The 17,764-nt window shown below is 67.7% G+C and carries 12 protein-coding genes; 2 read left to right on the forward strand and 10 right to left on the reverse strand.

All coding sequences use genetic code 11. The features are described from left to right. Positions 1–15 precede the first annotated feature (15 nt). Genes ACTJKH_RS11530 through ACTJKH_RS11560 form a run of 7 tightly spaced genes read right to left on the reverse strand, consistent with a single transcriptional unit; the run spans position 16 to position 9,813 of the window. Entirely contained in the window at positions 16–2,058 is a 2,043-nt protein-coding gene (locus ACTJKH_RS11530) for a beta-galactosidase (protein WP_440737037.1), read from the reverse strand. Further along, entirely contained in the window at positions 2,055–4,226 is a 2,172-nt protein-coding gene (locus ACTJKH_RS11535) for a glycoside hydrolase family 36 protein (RefSeq protein ID WP_440737038.1), read from the reverse strand. Before ACTJKH_RS11535 ends, ACTJKH_RS11530 begins: the two co-directional genes overlap by 4 nt. After that, positions 4,219–5,115, reverse strand: coding sequence for an ABC transporter ATP-binding protein (locus ACTJKH_RS11540; protein ID WP_440737039.1), 897 nt, complete (start codon positions 5,113–5,115; stop codon positions 4,219–4,221). The genes ACTJKH_RS11535 and ACTJKH_RS11540 overlap by 8 nt, the downstream gene beginning before the upstream one ends. Further along, positions 5,112–6,002, reverse strand: a complete 891-nt coding sequence (locus tag ACTJKH_RS11545) for an ABC transporter ATP-binding protein (RefSeq protein ID WP_440737040.1) — start codon at positions 6,000–6,002, stop codon at positions 5,112–5,114. Before ACTJKH_RS11545 ends, ACTJKH_RS11540 begins: the two co-directional genes overlap by 4 nt. Then, positions 5,999–7,012: an ABC transporter permease gene (locus tag ACTJKH_RS11550; RefSeq protein WP_440737041.1), complete on the reverse strand. Its 1,014-nt coding sequence runs from the start codon at positions 7,010–7,012 to the stop codon at positions 5,999–6,001. The genes ACTJKH_RS11545 and ACTJKH_RS11550 overlap by 4 nt, the downstream gene beginning before the upstream one ends. A gap of 55 nt (positions 7,013–7,067) precedes the next feature. Continuing rightward, positions 7,068–8,057 (reverse strand): ABC transporter permease, encoded by a 990-nt coding sequence (locus ACTJKH_RS11555; protein ID WP_440737042.1) that lies wholly within the window; start codon positions 8,055–8,057, stop codon positions 7,068–7,070. Between the two features lie 52 nt (positions 8,058–8,109). After that, the gene (locus tag ACTJKH_RS11560) at positions 8,110–9,813 is read right to left on the reverse strand and encodes an ABC transporter substrate-binding protein (protein ID WP_440737043.1); all 1,704 of its coding nucleotides are present in this window, start codon (positions 9,811–9,813) and stop codon (positions 8,110–8,112) included. A gap of 255 nt (positions 9,814–10,068) precedes the next feature. Here ACTJKH_RS11560 and ACTJKH_RS11565 point away from each other — a divergent pair, with 255 nt between their 5' ends. Then, positions 10,069–12,207: an alpha-galactosidase gene (locus tag ACTJKH_RS11565; RefSeq protein ID WP_440737044.1), complete on the forward strand. Its 2,139-nt coding sequence runs from the start codon at positions 10,069–10,071 to the stop codon at positions 12,205–12,207. 83 nt (positions 12,208–12,290) lie between these two features. Here the strand turns inward: ACTJKH_RS11565 and ACTJKH_RS11570 are convergent, their stop codons facing one another. Together ACTJKH_RS11570 and ACTJKH_RS11575 are read right to left on the reverse strand one after the other, a co-directional pair. Further along, on the reverse strand, positions 12,291–13,307 hold the full coding sequence (locus ACTJKH_RS11570) for a Gfo/Idh/MocA family protein (RefSeq protein ID WP_440737045.1): 1,017 nt from the start codon (positions 13,305–13,307) through the stop codon (positions 12,291–12,293). Positions 13,308–13,322: 15 nt separating this feature from the next. Next, on the reverse strand, positions 13,323–15,809 hold the full coding sequence (locus ACTJKH_RS11575; RefSeq protein ID WP_440737046.1) for a glycoside hydrolase family 2 protein: 2,487 nt from the start codon (positions 15,807–15,809) through the stop codon (positions 13,323–13,325). Between the two features lie 137 nt (positions 15,810–15,946). On the opposite strand from ACTJKH_RS11575, the gene ACTJKH_RS11580 reads away from it, so the two are divergent. Further along, entirely contained in the window at positions 15,947–17,101 is a 1,155-nt protein-coding gene (locus tag ACTJKH_RS11580; protein WP_440737047.1) for an ROK family protein, read from the forward strand. 101 nt (positions 17,102–17,202) lie between these two features. Here ACTJKH_RS11580 and ACTJKH_RS11585 read toward each other — a convergent pair whose 3' ends face one another. Next, the gene (locus ACTJKH_RS11585; RefSeq protein ID WP_440737163.1) at positions 17,203–17,613 is read right to left on the reverse strand and encodes an FCD domain-containing protein; all 411 of its coding nucleotides are present in this window, start codon (positions 17,611–17,613) and stop codon (positions 17,203–17,205) included. Positions 17,614–17,764: the final 151 nt, after the last annotated feature.

Raw genomic sequence — 17,764 nt, forward strand, 5'->3', positions numbered from 1 at the left:
ACTACAGGCAGAGGCTCAGCTCTCGCGAATGACGGCGACCCCGCCGGCCGGAAGGTCCACCCGGCCGTCGTGGGCGCGCGTCGTCAGCAGATCGATGCCCGATGCCTGCGCCCATCCGGCATCGCCTGCGTGATTGAGCAGGAACAGGTATGACGCGTCGCCCGATTTCCGTCGCACGGCTTCCACGCCCGGTGAGACGGTCGCCGTCGCCGTCACCGCGGTCTCGGCGATCAGAAGCTCGACCAGCTCGCCCAGACTCGCCTCGTCGAGATCCGTCGACGCGTACCAGGCCGTGCCGGCGCCGGCGCGGCGGCGGGTGACAGCCGGATGCCCGCGCAGCGGGCCCTCCGCGTAGGCGGCGATGACCTCCGCGTCGTCCTCGAGTCGGGGGGCGCGCAGCCGCTCGGCCCAGCGACGCCCGGTCCACCCGTTGTCGAGAGCGAACGTGCGCCCCTCCTCCAGCGGGAAGAACTCCTCGCTCGTCACCCCCAGCAGCGAGCGGAACGCACCGGGATACCCTCCGATGCGCACGGTGTTCGCCTCGTCGACGATCCCCGAGAACCAGGTGACCAGGACCGTGCCGCCGGCTTCGACATACTCCCGGACAGCGCGGGCGTTCTCGTCGGACACGAGGTACAGACCGGGGACGATCACCAACCGATAGTCGTCGAGAGGCGTCCAGGGCGCGACGATGTCGGCCGTCACCGTACGTTCGAAGAGCGCGTTGTGCACCGCGCGGGCCGTGTCGGCGTAGCGGAGGTTGTTCGCCGGCTTGAGCCCCGACCGCGCCGCCCACCCCGCCTCGTTGTCGTGCAGGATCGCCACCTGCGCCGGGGCGACGGTGGTGTCCTTCACCTCGGCGAGCGCGGTCAGTTGCGCCCCGAGGGCGACGACGTCGCGGAAGACGCGACTGTCCCGGCCGGCATGCGGCAGCATCGCCGAGTGGAACTGCTCGGTGCCGAACCGTGATGCCCGCCACTGGAAGTACATGACGCTGTTCGAACCGCGGGCGACGTGCGCGATCGCGTGCCTGCTGATCTCTCCCGGCTCTTTCGGCTGATTGATCGGATGCCAGCTGGAAGCGCCGGTCGCATGCTCCATGAGCATCCACGGTCGCCCCCCGCTCATGCCGCGCATGCGGTCCCCGCTGAAGGCGAGGTCCTGATGCCGGAGCGGATCGGGACCGAACGTGTAGTGGTCGTTGGCCACGATGTCCATCTCGTCGGCCCACCGCGTGTAGTCCACGACGTCGGGTCCGAGCCCCACCATGAAGTTCGTGGTGACGGGAAGATCCGGGGTGAGGCGTCGCAGCACCTCCTTCTCTGCGCGGTACTGCGCAAGGAGCTCGTCCGAGGAGAACCGCTCGTAGTCGAGCAGCTGTCCGGGATTGTGAGCCGTCGCCCCCCACGGCGTGGTCACCTCCTCGAACGAGGAGTATGTGTTGCCCCAGAAGGACATCCCCCATGCGGCGTTCAGCGCGTCGACGGTGCGATACTTCTCGGTCACCCACTCGCGGAAGCGCGCGTTCGACACAGGGCAATGGCAACGCGCGTTTCCGCCGCCGAGCTCGTTGCCCACATGCCACATGCGCACCGCCGGATGGCCTGCGACGTGGGCGGCGAGACGTTCCACGATCCGCACCGCGTACCCGCGGAACACCGTCGACGACGGGCACCAGCCCAGACGCCCGCCGGGTGCGAGGGGGTGACCGTGGATGTCCTGAGGCAGGATCTCCGGATGCAGGCGATGCAGCCACATCGGCACCGCGGCCGTGGGGGTGGCGAGATCGACGGAGATGCCGTTCGCGTGGAGAAGATCGAGCATGCTGTCCAACCAGGAGAAATCGAAAACCCCCTCCCGCGGCTCGTGCATGATCCAGGAGAAGACCCCGAGCGTGACGAGATTCACGCCGGCCTCGCGCATCAGGGTCATGTCCTCCTGCACGACATCCCACGACCACTGTTCAGGGCTGTAGTCGCCACCGAACGACAGCGCCTCTGTCGGCCACGGTGCGGCGTTCCGAGGGGCGTGGGAGATGACGTCGGTACTGCTGGTCATGCGGATTCCTCTTTCAGGGGTGCGGTGTCGGGCGCCCGCTTCACGCGGAGCACCCGGGCGGTGGGCGCGACGACGGCGGAGACGCGGAGTTCGCCGGTGGCTGCATCCCATCGCCAGGACCAGCCGTCGGGCGCGTCGGGGAAGAACACGTCGACGAGGATCTCCTCGCCGCGCCACCGCGGCAGGGGGACCACGACGGTGTCAGCCGCCCCCGGGCGGCGCCAGAGGCTCAGCAGCGCGTCGCCGTCGGGATCGCGTAGCCCGAGAGCGACCCACGGGTCCTCCCAGCCCGGCAGGCCGAGCGGCCAGAACGGGAGCGCGCGTTCGATCACCGTCAACACGGTGCGCTGCGCGTCGACCGCCGCACGGACCAGTGCGCGCTCCGGCGGCGTCATCCGGTTCAGGTACCCGGAGAGATAGAGGCGTCCGAGAAGCCCGTTCACCAGGGAGAAGATCACCTCCTCCCTGGTGCTTCCGGCAACCGGGTACGCCCAGTTGCCCGCCTGTTCCGGCAGCATGGCCGCGGGGGCGGCCGCAGCGATGGATGCGTACATCACGGGATCCTGCTGATCGGAGGTCGATTGCAGATGCAGGCGAGACAGCATCTGCTGATCCATCCGCATCGCCCCGGAGGCGCAGCTCTCGATGAGGAGGCGAGGATGCCTGGTCTGCACGTCATCGAGCAGCGTCAGCAGCGCACGGTCGTGCTCGAGCAGGCCCGCACCGGGTGCGACGTCACCGGAATCCGTGCCCGGTCCGGTCATCGTGTTGTAGTCCATCTTGATGAAGCCGATGCCGTAGTCGGCGACGAGCCGATCGATGACGCCGTCGACGTGCGCTCTGGCCGCGGGGTCGCGCAGATCCAGGAGGTGTCGACCGTGCTCGGCGAGGCGGACGCCTCCGCGGGAGAAGAACGCCGAGTCCGGCAGACCTTTCTCCGACGAAGCGAGTGCCGAGCGCACCCCGATGACCTCGGGCTCCAGCCAGAGCCCCGCCGTCATGCCGTGGGAGCGGATCCGGTCGATGACCTCCCCGAGCCCTCCGGGAAAGCGGCGCGCGGAGGGCTGCCACTCTCCCACCGAGTCCCACCAGCTGCCCTCGGCATACCACCCGGCGTCGATGCAGAACACATCAGCGCCGACCTCGGCGGCGGCGTCGATCAGGGGAAGCAGCTTCTGCGTGGTCGGGTCCCCCATGAGGGTGTTCATGTAGTCGTTGAAGATGACGGGCAGTGTGCGGTCGACCTCTCGCACGTGACGCAGGGCGCGGCGCTGCGCTGTCATCTGACCCAGCACGTCATCGATCCCGCCGGGGGCGTAGGCAACCGATGCGGGGACGGTCTCGAACGACTCCCCCGCCGCCAGGGCGACGCTCCATTGGTTGTCCTGGTCGGTGGGCCCGGCGAGCAGCAGGTAGGCGCCGTCCTCACGCTCGCCGAGCTCGAAACTCCACGGCCCGTTGTGCTCGACCTGCCAGGCGAGCGCGACGTCGCCGGACCGAGTGAGCAGTGCCGCCGTCGGCACCTGTTCACCGGTCGACCACGAACCGCGATTGGCGACCTGCACGCGGCTGCGCGGCGGGTGATGCTGCAGCGCGCGATCGATCCGGGCGAGCCCTCGGTCACGCAGCGACCGGGTCGACCACCGGCTCTCGGAGACCCAGTCGTTCGCAGCCGTGGCGAGGAGGAGATCGTCGATGTCCTCCACCGCCGCCAGGAAGGCTCCGGACGCGAACGTCGAGACGAGATCCAGTGTGATCGTGTCCGGGTGGTCGTCGTCCGAGGGCGCATGGTTGACGACGCTCCAGGTTTGGAACGCGGTGATACCCTCCGCTGCTTCGAAGACGCTGGTGACCTCGACGCCCGTCGTGTCATCGCGTTGCCGGATCCGGAGCCTACCCCCGTCATCGGCTGTCGAGAGCAGGCGCAGGCGCGCGCCGATCACCGTGTCCACAGAGCGGAAGCTCCCGGGGAAGCGTCCGTACCCGAAGCCCGACACTTCCACCAGCGGCTGCCGTCGCGATGGCGGCAACGAGGGCGCACCGGCGGCGTGATCACCGGCGGAACCGATCGCGATCAGCGACACCGGCGCGTCGGACGCGGTCGCGAACACGAGTTCGAGTGCGTCGGTGCCCCAGACGAGGATGTCGTCGGGGGGCGCCTCAGACACGCGTCGGTTCCCGGTCCGCGGACTCCCACGCCTGCGTGAAGTGGTTGTAGCACACGGAATTGTCGAGCGAAGCGCGGTCGGGTGCGGCCTCTCCCGACACGACCTTGCCCACTTTCTCGGGGTCCGGCGCGGCAATCGCGAGAAGTCGGGTGTAGTCGTGCTGCGGGTTGAGGATCACATCGTCTGCAGGCCCGCGTTCCACGACACGTCCGCGATAGAGCACGAGAATCTCATCCGAGAAGTGTCGCGCGGTCGCGAGGTCGTGAGTGATGTACAGCAGCGCCAGATTGTCCTCCCGCTGCAGCCTCCCCATCAGGTTGAGCACCCCGAGTCGGATCGACACGTCGAGCATCGACACCGGCTCGTCGGCGATCAGAACCTCGGCCCCCGGGGCGAGCGCACGCGCGATCGCCACCCTCTGCCGCTGCCCGCCGGACAGTTCGTGCGGTCGGCGTGCCGCCACATCCGCCGCGGGCATCAGATTCACGCGCTCCAGCATCGACAGCACCTGCTCGTGCACTGCGGCCTGCCCCCGTGCGCGGTGATGGATCCGGATCGGACGAGCGATGTGATGCTCGATCGTGTGAAAAGGGTTGAGCGAGGCGAACGGGTCCTGGAAGACCATCTGCACGTGACGGCGATACAGCGAGCGCGGCATACGCGAGCCGTCGTCCCTGGTCACGTCAATCCGACCGGAAGAAGGGGTCTCCAGCCGCGCGAGCATCCGCGCGATCGTCGATTTCCCTGACCCTGATTCGCCGACCAGCGCGATCGTACGGCCGGGGACGAGGTCGAAGGAGACCCGATCGACCGCACGGAAGGCGGCGCGACGAAAGCCTTTCTTGATCGTGTAGTCCTTGGTCAGCTCTGACACGCGGATCGTCGTCATCGTCCCTGCTCCTGTCCTTCGTCATCACCCGTGCGGATGAACGCTCCCCGCGAGCCGCTGAGGCTCGGGAAAGAGGAGAGCAGTCTGCGCGTGTACTCATGCTCGGGCGAGCGGTAGATGCGGTCGGCCGGGCCGAGTTCCACGATCTCCCCCCGCAGCATGATCGCGATCCGATCGCTGATCTCCAGCAGCAGGGGAAGGTCGTGGGTGATGAAGATGACGGCAAAGTCCAACTCATCGCGCAGGCGCACGATCTCACGCAGGATGTCTCTCTGCACGACGACATCCAGAGCCGTCGTCGGCTCGTCCATGATCATGACCTGGGGCTCGAGGAGCATGGCCATCGCGATCATCACCCGCTGGCGCATGCCTCCGGAGAGCTCGTGCGGATAGGACTGCAGTCGACTCCGGTCGACACCGACTCTCTCGAGCACATCACCGGCACGCTCGATGCGCTGCCGCTTCGACATCTCGGGCCGGTGTGTGAGCAGCACGTCGCACAGCTGTGCGCGGATCGAGGTCACCGGGTTCAACGCATTCATCGCGCCCTGGAACACCATCGACAGCTTCGTCCATCGGAACGCGCGGAGCTGTTCCTCTTCGAGCGCTATCAGGTCGATATCGTTGCCGTCGCGGTCGTGGAAGACGATGCGCCCGCTCGAGATCCGCGCCGGCGGCTTGTGCAGCCTGTTGATCGCGTAGGCCAGGGTGGTCTTGCCGCAGCCGGATTCGCCGGCGAGACCGAGGATCTCTCCGGGCGCGAGCGAGAGGGAGGCGTTCTTCACGGCCGTCACGGGACTCTCGACTTCGTAGACGACAGAGAGGTCTTCGATCGTGATCACGGAGGGGCGAACCGACCGAAGCGGAGGCGCTTCCTGGAGTGTCATGCCGTTGCCTTCCTTTCGCGAGCGAGACGGCTGCGCTCCTGCCGAACCGCTGCCCGTGCGCGCTTGCGGTGCAACCGCACGTTCTTGAGCTTGGGATTGATGATCTCGTCGATCGAGAAGTTGATCAGCGACAGCCCCATGCCGAACAGGGCGATGATCAGCCCCGGTGGGATGAACCACCACCAGGCGCCCAGCGACAGCGCGAAGCCGTTCTGGGCGTAGAACAGCATGGTTCCCAACGTCGAGGAGTTCGACGCTCCCAGCCCCAGGAACGAGAGCCCTGCCTCGCCCAGGATCGCCGCGATCACGGCGAACACGAACTGCGAGGCGAGCACGGGCAGGAGGTTCGGGAGGATCTCGACCGCGATAACCCGTCCGGCTCTCTCCCCGGCAACGCGGGAGGCGGCGACGTAGTCACGGTTGCGAATCGACAGGGTCTGTGCGCGGAGCACGCGGCTCGACGCCGCCCAGCCGGTGATCGCGAGCACGACGGCGATCGTCCAGAGGCCGCGTTGCTCCTGCGGCACGAACCCGGAGATCACGATCACCAGCGGGAGGCCGGGGATCACGAGGAAGACATTCGAGAACAGCGAGAAGGCCTCATCCGCGAATCCGCCGATGTACGCCCCCAGGATGCCGAAGAAGGCCGAGAGGATCGTGGCCAGCACGCCGACGATGAGTCCGATCTGCAACGATCCGGCCGTCGCGTAGGCGAGCTGTGCGAACACGTCCTGACCGGTCTGGGTCGTCCCCAGGATGTGCTCGGCGCTCGGGGGCTGCAGCCCCGCATCACGGATGGTGGTGGGATCTTGCACGAAGAGGGGACCGATCACGCCGAACAGCGTGATCCCTCCGACGAGGAGCAGTCCGAAGGCCAGCCATGGTGTCATCGTCGGCAGCATCATGCGCCAGGCGGAACGGGGCTTCTTCCCTCGCTCAGCGGCAGCGGTGGCGAGAGCCATCGTCGCATCGGCGACGTTCGACTCCGTGCGGGGCGAGAGGTTCGTCATCGGCCGACTCCTTCCGAGAAGTGCAGCGTGGGCACGGCCAGGGGCGCAGCGCACATCATGCGTTCACCCGGGTGCGCGGATCGATCAGGCCGTAGAACAGATCCACGATGAGGTTGGCTCCGAGGACGGCGAGCGTGATGTAGAGGAAGAGACCCTGCATGAGCGCGTAGTCGTTGTTGGTCACGGCGGAGAGCAGCTTGGATCCGATACCCGGATAGGAGAAGACCTGCTCCGTGACGATGGAGCCGGAGACCACGAACCCGAGAGAGATCGCGAAGCCGGCGATCGACGGGAGGACCGCATTGCGTGAGGCGTAGCTGCGAAGGATGCGGCCGGGGCTCAGCCCTTTCGCCTGCGCTGTCACGATGTAGTCCTCCGACAGTGTCGAGACCATCATGTTGCGCATCCCGAGCAACCACCCGCCCAGCGAAGCGATGACGATCGTCAACGCCGGCAGGAACCCGTACTGGATGGCCGAGGCGATGAACTCCCAGGAGAACCCGGGATCGAGCACCACGTCGTAGCCGCCCTGCGAGGGGAAGAGTTTGAGGGTGGAGGCGAAGAAGTAGACCAGGATCAGCGCCAGCCAGAAGTAGGGAACGGCTGCCAGCAGGGTGGTGGCCGGCACCAGGGAGTCCAGCCAGGTACCCGGCTTCCATCCGACGATCGCCCCGAGGGTCACACCGATCACAGCCGCAAGGACTGTGGCGATCCCGACGAGGACGATCGTCCAGGGCAGCGAGGTGCTGATGACCTCGGTGACCGGGGTGGGGAAATAGCTGACCGAGACGCCGAGGTCGCCTCGGAACACGTTGATGAGGTAGTTCCAGTACTGCAGCAGCAGCGGCTCGGAGGAATCGCCGCCGAGAAGGAGCTCGTACGCCTTGCGCGTGTCGGGGGTGACGATACCGCCCCGTTGCTGCAGCTTGGCGAGCAGGATGTCGACGGGGTTTCCCGGCAACAGCCTCGGGATCAGGAAGTTGAGGGTCAGCGCCGCCCACAGGGCGACCACGTAGAACCCCAGCTTGCGGACGAAATAGTTCACGACGCCCGTCCCTCACCTCGTGTGACGAACTCCTCCTCAGCGACGATCACGCTCACTCTCCCGTCGGCTTCAGCGACTTGAAGATCTGCGCGTTGTCGGGCGATGCCCACACTGCCGGGAATGCGTAGAGATCGTCCAGAGTCGGCCATCCGGTGAACTTGTCGGAGTGGAACTCACTCGTCGTTCCGCCGGTCAGGACCGGGATGTAGGGCATGGAGGCGACGATCTTCTCCTGGATGATGTCGAACTGTGCCTGGCGGGTGGCCGTATCTTCCGGGCTGGTCGCCTTGAGGACGGCGAGCGCGGCATCCACGTCGGGGTCACTGAAACGCGCGACGTTCTGCGGAGCGACTTCGCCGACCGGAGCGGTGAACTCCGTGTTGAAGTACTTGTCGTACAGGTAGTAGGGGTCGGATGCCGCGCCCTGTCCGAGCCCGTCGATCGCGAGCTGGAACGTGCCCTTGCCCTTCTTGTCCGTCCATTCGTTCCACGAGGACTGCGAGACGCGCAGCTCGATGCCGGCGGCTTTGAGCTGCTGGGCCATCGTGTCGATCGCCGTGATGTAGTCGGTCCATCCGGTGACGACTTCCACCGTCAGCGCCAGAGACTCCCCGCCCTTGGCATAGATGCCATCGGAGCCCTTCACCCACCCGGCAGCCTCGAGGAGCTCGCCGGCCTTGTCCGGGTCGGGCGTACTCGGTGCGACCGGCTCGACGACCGCGGAGGAGATGAGATCCTTCTGGGTCGTGGTCAGGGCGAACGTCGGCGAGATCTCACTGGCCGTGTTCTGGAAGGCGAGCGAATTGATCTGATCGCGGTTGAGTGCGACGTAGACCGCCTGGCGCACCGCGGGGTCGGTCTGCGGGCCCGTGCAGCCGAGATCGGCACTCGCGCAGGTCAGCAGTGCGACCTGGTTCTGCGGGATGGTGATCGCGTCGTACCCCGGGTAGGTGGTCGAGACGTTCTCGATGTCCGGCACCGGTCCGGTCTGCCAGTCGATCGTGCCGGCCTTGAGCGCGTCGGCACCGGCCGTGTTCCCGGAGAGCGAGAGGTAGCGCACGTTCTTCACGGCCGGTTCGCCGTCCCAGTAGTCGGGGTTCGCCGTCAGCGTGAACGCCTGCGGCTTGAAGTTGCCGAGCGTGTACGGCCCCGTGCCGATCGGCTTCTCCATGACGTCGGTCGTGGGATCGATGCCCGACCACACGTGCTCGGGAACGATCGGCGTCCTGCCCAGCAGCGTCGGTCCGCTGACGAAGGCCGGGTAGTCCCAGGTGAAGACGACGTGCGTGTCGTCGGTCGCCTCTACGGTGCCGTCGAAACCGCCGTTGTTGAGCGACGGGGTGTCGAGGAGCATCGTGAACGTGAAGGCCACGTCGTCTGCGGTGAACGCCTCTCCGTCGGACCAGGTCGCGTCGTCGCGCAGCGTGACGGAGAGCTGCCTTCCGTCGTCGCTCCACGTGTACTCGGTGCCGAGCAGCGGCGTGTAGGGGTCGCTGTTCACGTTCGTGACGAAGAATAGCGATTCGTAGATCGTGCCGATGCCGCCGATCTGCGACGGCGAGTACGGGTTGAAGTTGATCTGGTAGTCGCCGGACTGACCGGTGTACGCGATGAGGGTGTCTCCGCTGGAGCCTGACGACGAGCCGCCGTCTGCGGGTGCGCATCCTGAGAGCAGCAGGGCGGTCGCGGCAGCCGCGACGGCTCCCGTGACCCACGTGCGAGTGCCGGGCCGCGAGCCCTTTTTCCTGAGGAACATCGTTGTCCTTTCTCAGGCGCTTCCACTGAGAGTTGTCGGCGCCGACTGTGTGTGCTGGACGAAGATCTGCATCTTCCGTCCCTATTGTTACTTAGGTAAACTATGTCCGTCAAGCAGTTCCGACAAGTCGACCGAACGGCTGCCGTTCGAGAGGGCACCATGACCGATCTCGCAGTTTTCCCTGTGCGTGGCAGCGACGCCGCACACGTTTCTCCGTCCCCCCGCTTCGTCCATCTCCGCGGCGACGGGGTCTCCGTGGTGGTGGAGACCATCGCAACCACCGCCCACCTCGACGATCCGCCGACATTGCCGCAGGTGCTCTTCTGGGGCGGCGATCTCGGCCCGGTCGACAGCGCGCAGCTCAGCGACCTGGGCGCCGCGGTCAGCCGACAGGACGCCTCGGGCACGCTCGACGCTGCGTGGCAGGCATCGATCCTTCCCGTCGAAGGCGATGGGTGGGCCGGCCGGCCGGGGCTGTCTGTGACGCGCCGCGGCGTCCCCGTGCATCCGCGGTGGGCCGACATCGTCGCGACCCCGAGCGCCGACGGTCGCTCCCTGTCGGTCGACGCCGACGACATCGGCAACGGCCTCCGGGTGTCCTCGTCGATCGCCGTCCGCGACGGCGGGATCGTCACGGTCGAGCACACGGTGACCTCGATTGCGGGATCATCGGGCGACGCCGGAGATGACCTCACGATCCTCTGGGTAGAGGCAACCCTTCCCGCGCCGAAGGCCGTAGACCATCTGACCACGTTCGCCGGTCGATGGACGCGGGAGAAGTATCCGCACACGAGCGGGATCCCTCGCGGATCCACGACCAGGCAGACGCGGCGAGGGCGCGGAGGTCATGACTCTCCGATGCTCTACATCGTCTCGATCGATGCTCCCCGAGACCGCACCGGCGAGCTTTGGGCCGTGCACCTGGGATGGAGCGCCGACGTGACGTACCGGAACGACCGGCTTCCGGACTCCGTCAACATCCTCGGTGCCGGAGAGCTGCTGCGATCCGGGGAGATCGTGTTGGGCCCCGGCGAGTCATACACGACGCCGACGGCATACTTCGCTTGGTCGGACGCGGGCCTCGACGGGATGACAGACCGGTTCCACCGTTTCGAACGCGCTCGACCGGAGCATCCGCGGACTCCGCGCCCCCTCGTACTGAACACGTGGGAGGCCGTGTACTTCGACCACGACCCCGCGTTCTTGCTGGCTCTGGCTGATCGCGCCGCGCAGGTGGGTGTCGAGCGGTTCGTCCTCGACGACGGATGGTTCCTCGGCCGCCGCCACGACCGGAGCGGCCTCGGCGACTGGATCGTCGACACCACGATCTGGCCCGAGGGGCTGGGGCCGCTGGCCGATCATGTGCACGAGCTCGGCATGGAGTTCGGACTGTGGTTCGAGCCGGAGATGATCAACCTCGACTCCGAACTGGCCCGCGAGCATCCCGACTGGTTGCTCCATCCCGACGACCATCTGCCGCGACCTTCCGGACTGTCCTGGCGCACGCAGTACGTCCTCGACATCGCTCGCCCGGAGGTGTACGACCATATCCTCGGCCGTATCGACGCACTCGTGACCGAGCTTGGGATCGACTTCATCAAGTGGGATCACAACCGCGACCTCGTCGAGCCCGTCCACGCCGGCCGCCCCGGCACTCACGCCCAGACTCGGGCTCTCTATCGGATGATGGCGGAGCTCAAGTCCAGCCATCCACGCCTGGAGATCGAGTCATGCTCGTCCGGCGGTGCGCGCAGCGATCTCGGCATCCTGAGCGTGGCCGATCGCGTCTGGGCGAGCGACTCGAACGATCCGGTCGAACGTCAGGACATCCAGCGGTGGACGCAGCTCCTCCTCGCCCCCGAGCTGGTCGGCGGCCACGTCGGGCCGACGACCGCGCACTCGTCCGGCCGCACCACGCCGCTCTCGTTCCGACTGGCGACGAGCCTCATGGGATCGGCGGGATTCGAATGGAACATCGCCGACTGCACGCCGGAGGAGGTGCAGACCATCTCTCGCTGGGCCGCCCTCTACAAAGAACTGCGGCACGTGATCCATACCGGGACCGCTGTGCACGCCGACGTACGCGACCCGGCGCTGCGCGTGGTCGGTGCGGTGACCCGCGATCGCTCCGAGGCGGTGTTCACGATCGCGAGCGTCGCCACGATCGAGGACTCACTTCCTGAGCGGATCCGGTTGCACGGTCTCGACCAGGACGCCGTGTACGACGTGCGGGTGCGCGATGAGATCGGTACGTCGAAGCACGGATTCGCGACGCCCGCCTGGCTCTCGGCGGGCAGGGTCGCCCTGTCGGGCTCCGTGCTCGGCTCAGTCGGCCTGCAGGTCCCTCCGCTGTGGCCCGCGCAGGCGATCGTCCTGCACGTCGTCCGTCGATGACGCGTCGGGGGCCCGCCGCATGAGGGATGTGGCGGGCCCCTGAGCCGGCCGGCGTCGGCGGATGGCCACGGCGGCAGCCGTCGTCAGAGGCTGCCGATCTGCCGTCGCGCCTCATCGAGGGTGCGCATCACCGCGACCGAATCGTCGAGGGAGTGCACCGGCGATTCCGTTCTGCCCTCGGCGATGTAGGCGGCGAGGGCCGTGGCCTGCCAGGCCAGCCCGTCGCGCCCGGTCAGCCCGCTCCGGTCACGCCAGTGGGCCTCGTCGCTGCGCACGGTGATGCGCAGCTCTGCCGGGAACACGAAGCTGGATTCGAAACGGATGCTTCCCGACGAGCCGTAGACGGCCGCCAGCCCCGGGGTCGTCACCGTGCACGAGGCGCTCACCGCCGCATGAGCACCGCTCTCGTGCTCCAGGAGGATCACCGCCTCCGTCTCGACGCCGGTCGGAGCAAGTGCCCCTCGCGCAGACACCGTGCTCGCCGCACCGAGCACCGAGTGCGCGAACCAGAGGCTGTAGACGCCTGCGTCGATCATCACCCCTCCCCCCGCCGCCGGATCGAAATTGCGATCGGCGAGGTCGTACCGCCACTGCCACCCGAGGTGCGCGGTGGCCAGTCGCACGTCACCCAGCTCTCCTGCTGCGAGGAGCTGGGCGATGAGATCCGACTGCGGCAGGTACCTCGACCACATCGCCTCCATCGCGAAGACCCCGGCGGCGCGAGCGGCCCTCGCGATCTCCTCCGCCTGTGCGACGTTCAGGGCGATGGGCTTCTCGATCAGCACGTGCTTACCGGCCTCGATGGCCGCGAGCGCCAGGGGATGGTGCTGCGCATGCGGTGCCGAGATGTAGACGACATCGACGTCGGGGTCTTGCAGGAGCGCCTCGTGCCCCTCGTAGTGCCTCGGAATTCCGTGGCGTGCAGCGAACGCCTCCGAACGATCGGCCGACCGCGACGCGACGGCGACCACCCGCTGATCGGTGTGTCGGTGGAGTGCGCTCACCCAGTCCTCGGCGATCCCGCCCGGTCCCAGCACCCCCCAGCGGGCGATGGGACCGCCGCGCAGGGGGGTGACGGCGGGCTCCGGAAGTCGGATCATCGGAGGTGCCTGATGTCAGATCGCGGCGCTGTACGCGCTGTGCAGGGAATTGGCGTGCCGCAGCACGGCCGACTCGACGAGGCCGCTCCGATCCGCTGTGGAGGCGGTCGTCACCCGGAACACCGCGCTCTCGCCCGCGAGCAGCGTCACCATCCCCCGGTCCACGCGGGCATCGACGTCGAAGCGGTCCACGAGCAGCGTGATGTCGCGGACGTAGGAGCGAGCGAAGACCTCGACGAGCACGACCCCGCTCTCACCGGCGACCTCTCGGACCTCCACGGCGAGAGGATCGGGATCGAGCGCCTGGTCGACGACCTGCGCCGGATCGTGGATCGCGGTCGCGTAGCCGTCGAGGCGGGCGGTGAGGATCTCACGGGAGTCATCGCCGAAGGCCGCGAGGTCTGCGGGGACCTGCACCGTCGCCTCGCCACGAGCGGGCACCGACGCGGAGACCCGCGATTCGGCGAGCGACGAGCCGTCGAATAACGTCCGCTGCAATCGGATGTCGCCCTGCCACGGCTCGTCGGTGTCGTTCAGAACGACGAGCGCCACACCGCCCTCGCGCGGTTGGAATGTCGCCAGGCGCGGTTCGTACACGTCGCGCAACGCGAACCAGAGGGGCTTGCGGCGTTCGGCGAAGTCCACCGCCGCCCACGACACGACCGGCCAGCTGTCGTTCAGCTGCCAGACGATCACGCCGGTGTTCCGCGGCGAAAGGGACCGGAAGTGTTCGATGCCGAAGCGCACGGCCGCAGCCTGATTGAGCTGCGTCGCCCAGTGCCACTCCTCGATCGACCTCGGCTCCGGGAGGTGCCCCTGCATGCCGCGCTCCAGCTTCAGGTTGCCGTCCGCGGCCTTCTGATGCACGAGCATCTGGGTGCCGTAGGGCTCGAGCGGCTCGTCATGCACCGCATCGACCAGGGTCGTCCAGGCGGGCGGCCCCTGGAAGCCGAACTCCGAGACGAAACGCGGGCGATGGTTTCGATACACGGAGTAGTCCTCCGTGTTCCAGACGTCCCAGATGTGCATGGTGCCGTGGGACTCGTCGTTGGGATGCAGGTCGTCGTCGAACGAGTAGGGACTCGCCGCGGAGTAGAAGCGCGTCGGGTCCAATTCGGCCACCAGGGCCGGGAGCAGGGTCCGGTAGTAGCCGACGCCCCAGGTCCTCCCGTCCAGCTTCTCCTGCCAGCCCCAGTCGTGGTAACCCCAGATGTTCTCGTTGTTGCCGTTCCAGATGACCAGCGAGGGGTGCGCACTGAGCCGCACGATCGCCTCGCGCGCCTCGGCCTCGACCTCCGTCGCCAGCCATTCCTCCTCGGCATACGCGGCGCACGCGAAGAGGAAGTCCTGCCAGACCAGGATGCCGGCCTCGTCGCAGGCCGCGTAGAAGTCGTCGGACTCGTAGATGCCGCCACCCCACACCCGCAGAAGGTTCATGTTCGACTCGACGGCGTCGCGGATGCGGCGACGGTACCGATCCGCGTCGACCTCGGTGACGAAGGCGTGGTCCGGGATCCAGTTCGCCCCCCGCACCTGGATCACCCGACCGTTGATGATCACCGTGAACGGCGCTCCCTCGACATCCGGCTGTGTGTCGACATGCACGGTGCGGAACCCGACCCTGGTCTCGGACGCATCGACTGCGACGCCCCCGCGCTGCACGCCGATCTCGACCGGGTACAGGGGCTGCCCGCCGTGTCCCACCGGCCACCACACCTGGACGTCCGGCACCTCGAGGGCCAACCTCACCTCAGCTGTCCCCTCAGGCACGAGCTCGGTGACGACCGCACCGCCGACGGATGCAGTGACCTCCACCGCCTCACCGGTTGAAGCCCCTGCCCAGTCCAGGGCGATCCGCACATCGAGCAGACCGTCCGCGCCCGTGGCGCCCTGACGGAGGTCGACGAGGGGGCGCACCGACGCGATTCGCGCACCTGACCAGCTCTCCAGTCCGATCGGCCGCCAGATGCCGCTCGTCGCGACGTCGATCCCCCAGTCCCAGCCGAAGTTGAACGCTGCCTTGCGCAGTGCGTTGTACGGGTGGTGGTTGACGTGGGGTCGGGGTCCGTGCGCGGCGCTGCGTGCCTCTGCCTCGTCGACGGGCGCGCGAAAGGTGATCGTCACCGTGTTCACTCCCTCCTGGAGCACGGATCCGACGTCGAACCGGTAGCTGCGGTGCTGGTTCTCTGTCTCGGCGACGAGGTGACCGTTGACCTCGATCACGGCGACCGTGTCGAGCCCCTGCGCGACGAGGTCATGGCGGTCGGCACCGTCGTCGTGCCACTCGAACTCCGTCTCGTAGCGCCAGACGGTGTTCCCGATCCACTGCTGACGCGACTCGTTGTCCCCGTCGAACGGCGGATCGATCAGCCCGGCTGCGAACAGGTCGGTGTGGGCGCAACCCGGCACCGTCGCCGCGACCGAGAGGTCCTGAAGCGTCGCGGGGAACGGGCCGGAGACGGCGGAAAGGGTCCAGTTGTCATGCAGCGGTCGGTAGGCCATGAGCATCCTTGCATTGAGGCGGGTTCGTGGAGGAGGTCGCGTCGACGACCTGCTACTTTATTACCTAGGTTTACAAAGTGAACCTAGTATAGCCCTGGCGATAGGATCCGGGTGTCGATGGATCGAAAGCAGGACAGGTGACGGACGAAGCTGCCGACGTGGGAACCCACGCATGGCCCTACCTGACCGGAGTCGAGCGAGGCGCCCTGCGCGAACTCCTCATCCACGGCCCCCTTCCCCGCGCCGAGATCGCCCGGCGGCTGCAGGTCTCCCGCGCCAGCATGACCCGCGCGACGCGGATGCTGGTGGACAACCAGCTGATCGCTGAGGACGAGATCACCCTCCGCGGCGCGATGGGCCGCCCGAGCGAGATGCTCGTCGTCCGCGGCGACTCCCACCACCTGCTCGGGATCAAACTCACCGGTGATGCCGTGTTCGCCGTGGTGACCACTCTGCGCGCGGAGACCATCGCCTCGGTAGAGGAACGGCTCGTGTCGACGTCCGTCGACGACACGATCGATCAGATCACGCGGATCCATCGACACTTCGCCGACACCGTCGGCGACATCCGCGCCGCGGGCATCTGCCTGGCCGGTGACCTCGCGACGATCGGCGGACGCCAGATCGTCGTCGCGTCCTACTTCCTCCAGTGGCACGACGTCCCCCTGGCCGAGATGCTCGAGGCCCGGCTCGGCATCCCCGTCACCGCCGACAACGACGTCCGTGCCCTCACTGCTGCGGAGCACTGGTTCGGCGCGGGCGCGGGGTGCGATTCGCTCGCACTGGTCACCGTCGGCGCGGGCATCGGCTTCGGCCTCGTGATCGAGGGCAGGGTGGTCACGGGGCACAACGGACGCGCCGGTCAGCTCGACCACTTGGTGGTGGACTCGAACGGCCCGCGTTGCGGGCTGGGTCACCACGGCTGCGCGAGCGCGTATCTCCCCAGCGAGAGCATCGTGCGCTCGATCGGCGTCGACGGTCTCGACTACGACGGGGCCGTCGAGCTCGCGCGCGCCGGCGATGCGGACGCCGTGTCGGCATTCCAGGACGCCGCCCGCGCACTCGGACTCCTTCTCGGCACCGTCTTGAACGGACTCGATCCGGAGAAGATCGTCCTCACCGGTGACGGTCTCGCCGTGATGGACCTGGCCGGCGACGTGGTGCTGCAGACGCTCGAGGCGGTCCGCCTGCCGAGCGCACTGCCCGCCCCCCTCGACATCCAGCCCTTCGAGTTCACGGAATGGGCTCGTGCGGGCGCGGTCGTCGCGATCCGCAGCCTGCTCCGCTTCTGACGGCGACGAGCGACGGCCTCGCGCCGCCGAGAGGATCACCTCCCTGACGGCACCGCTCGCTGACCGCCGGCGCTCGGCTGCGCGCGCATCCTCCCTCGCGATCAGTCCGGGAGCTCCGACGTACCGCGGAAGACCTGCGTGGCAGCCGGGATCGCCGCGAGAATGTGCGCCTGCATCGCGGCCTCGCTGAGAGCCGCATTCGCCGTCTGGATCCCGGCGATGATGTCACGATGCGAACCGATGGTCCGCCGGATGTCCTCGGCCGAATACCCGCGGAACGCTCGGCGCACGAAAGACGCGGAGTGCAGGGTTGCGACGAAGCCGTCGAGGAACGGGGTCTGCGAGATCTCGAGGATGCGCGTATGGAATCGGACGTTGGCATCTGCGACGACGTCGAGCCATCCGCTGGCGCCGCCGGCGACGGCATCCTCGAGCTCTGTCTGAATCCTGATGAGATCGGCGACGTCGTCCTGCTGGGCCCTCGAAGCTGCACGCCGGGCGGCGAATCCCAGACCTCGCCTGGGCCTTGCACGCCAGCGGACACCACACCACCATCGACATCGCCGCGGCCACCGACGCCGGGCGCTTCATCAGCATCGCCGCGGGGGTGGTACCTCGCTCCGGGCTGGCCGCGGCCGGAAGCTTCCCCGCACCCAGACCGGT

The organism is Microbacterium sp. 22215 (genome assembly GCF_052045655.1).
Classification (GTDB): Bacteria; Actinomycetota; Actinomycetes; order Actinomycetales; family Microbacteriaceae; genus Microbacterium; species Microbacterium phyllosphaerae.

Bases quoted from the DNA above. Each gene is read 5' to 3' on its own strand.
- ACTJKH_RS11530 (WP_440737037.1), bottom strand. From the start codon at position 2,058: ATGACCAGCAGTACCGACGTCATCTCCCACGCCCCTCGGAACGCCGCA.
- ACTJKH_RS11560 (WP_440737043.1), bottom strand. From the start codon at position 9,813: ATGTTCCTCAGGAAAAAGGGCTCGCGGCCCGGCACTCGCACGTGGGTC.
- ACTJKH_RS11570 (WP_440737045.1), bottom strand. From the start codon at position 13,307: ATGATCCGACTTCCGGAGCCCGCCGTCACCCCCCTGCGCGGCGGTCCC.
- ACTJKH_RS11540 (WP_440737039.1), bottom strand. From the start codon at position 5,115: ATGACGACGATCCGCGTGTCAGAGCTGACCAAGGACTACACGATCAAG.
- ACTJKH_RS11575 (WP_440737046.1), bottom strand. From the start codon at position 15,809: ATGGCCTACCGACCGCTGCATGACAACTGGACCCTTTCCGCCGTCTCC.
- ACTJKH_RS11550 (WP_440737041.1), bottom strand. From the start codon at position 7,012: ATGACGAACCTCTCGCCCCGCACGGAGTCGAACGTCGCCGATGCGACG.
- ACTJKH_RS11545 (WP_440737040.1), bottom strand. From the start codon at position 6,002: ATGACACTCCAGGAAGCGCCTCCGCTTCGGTCGGTTCGCCCCTCCGTG.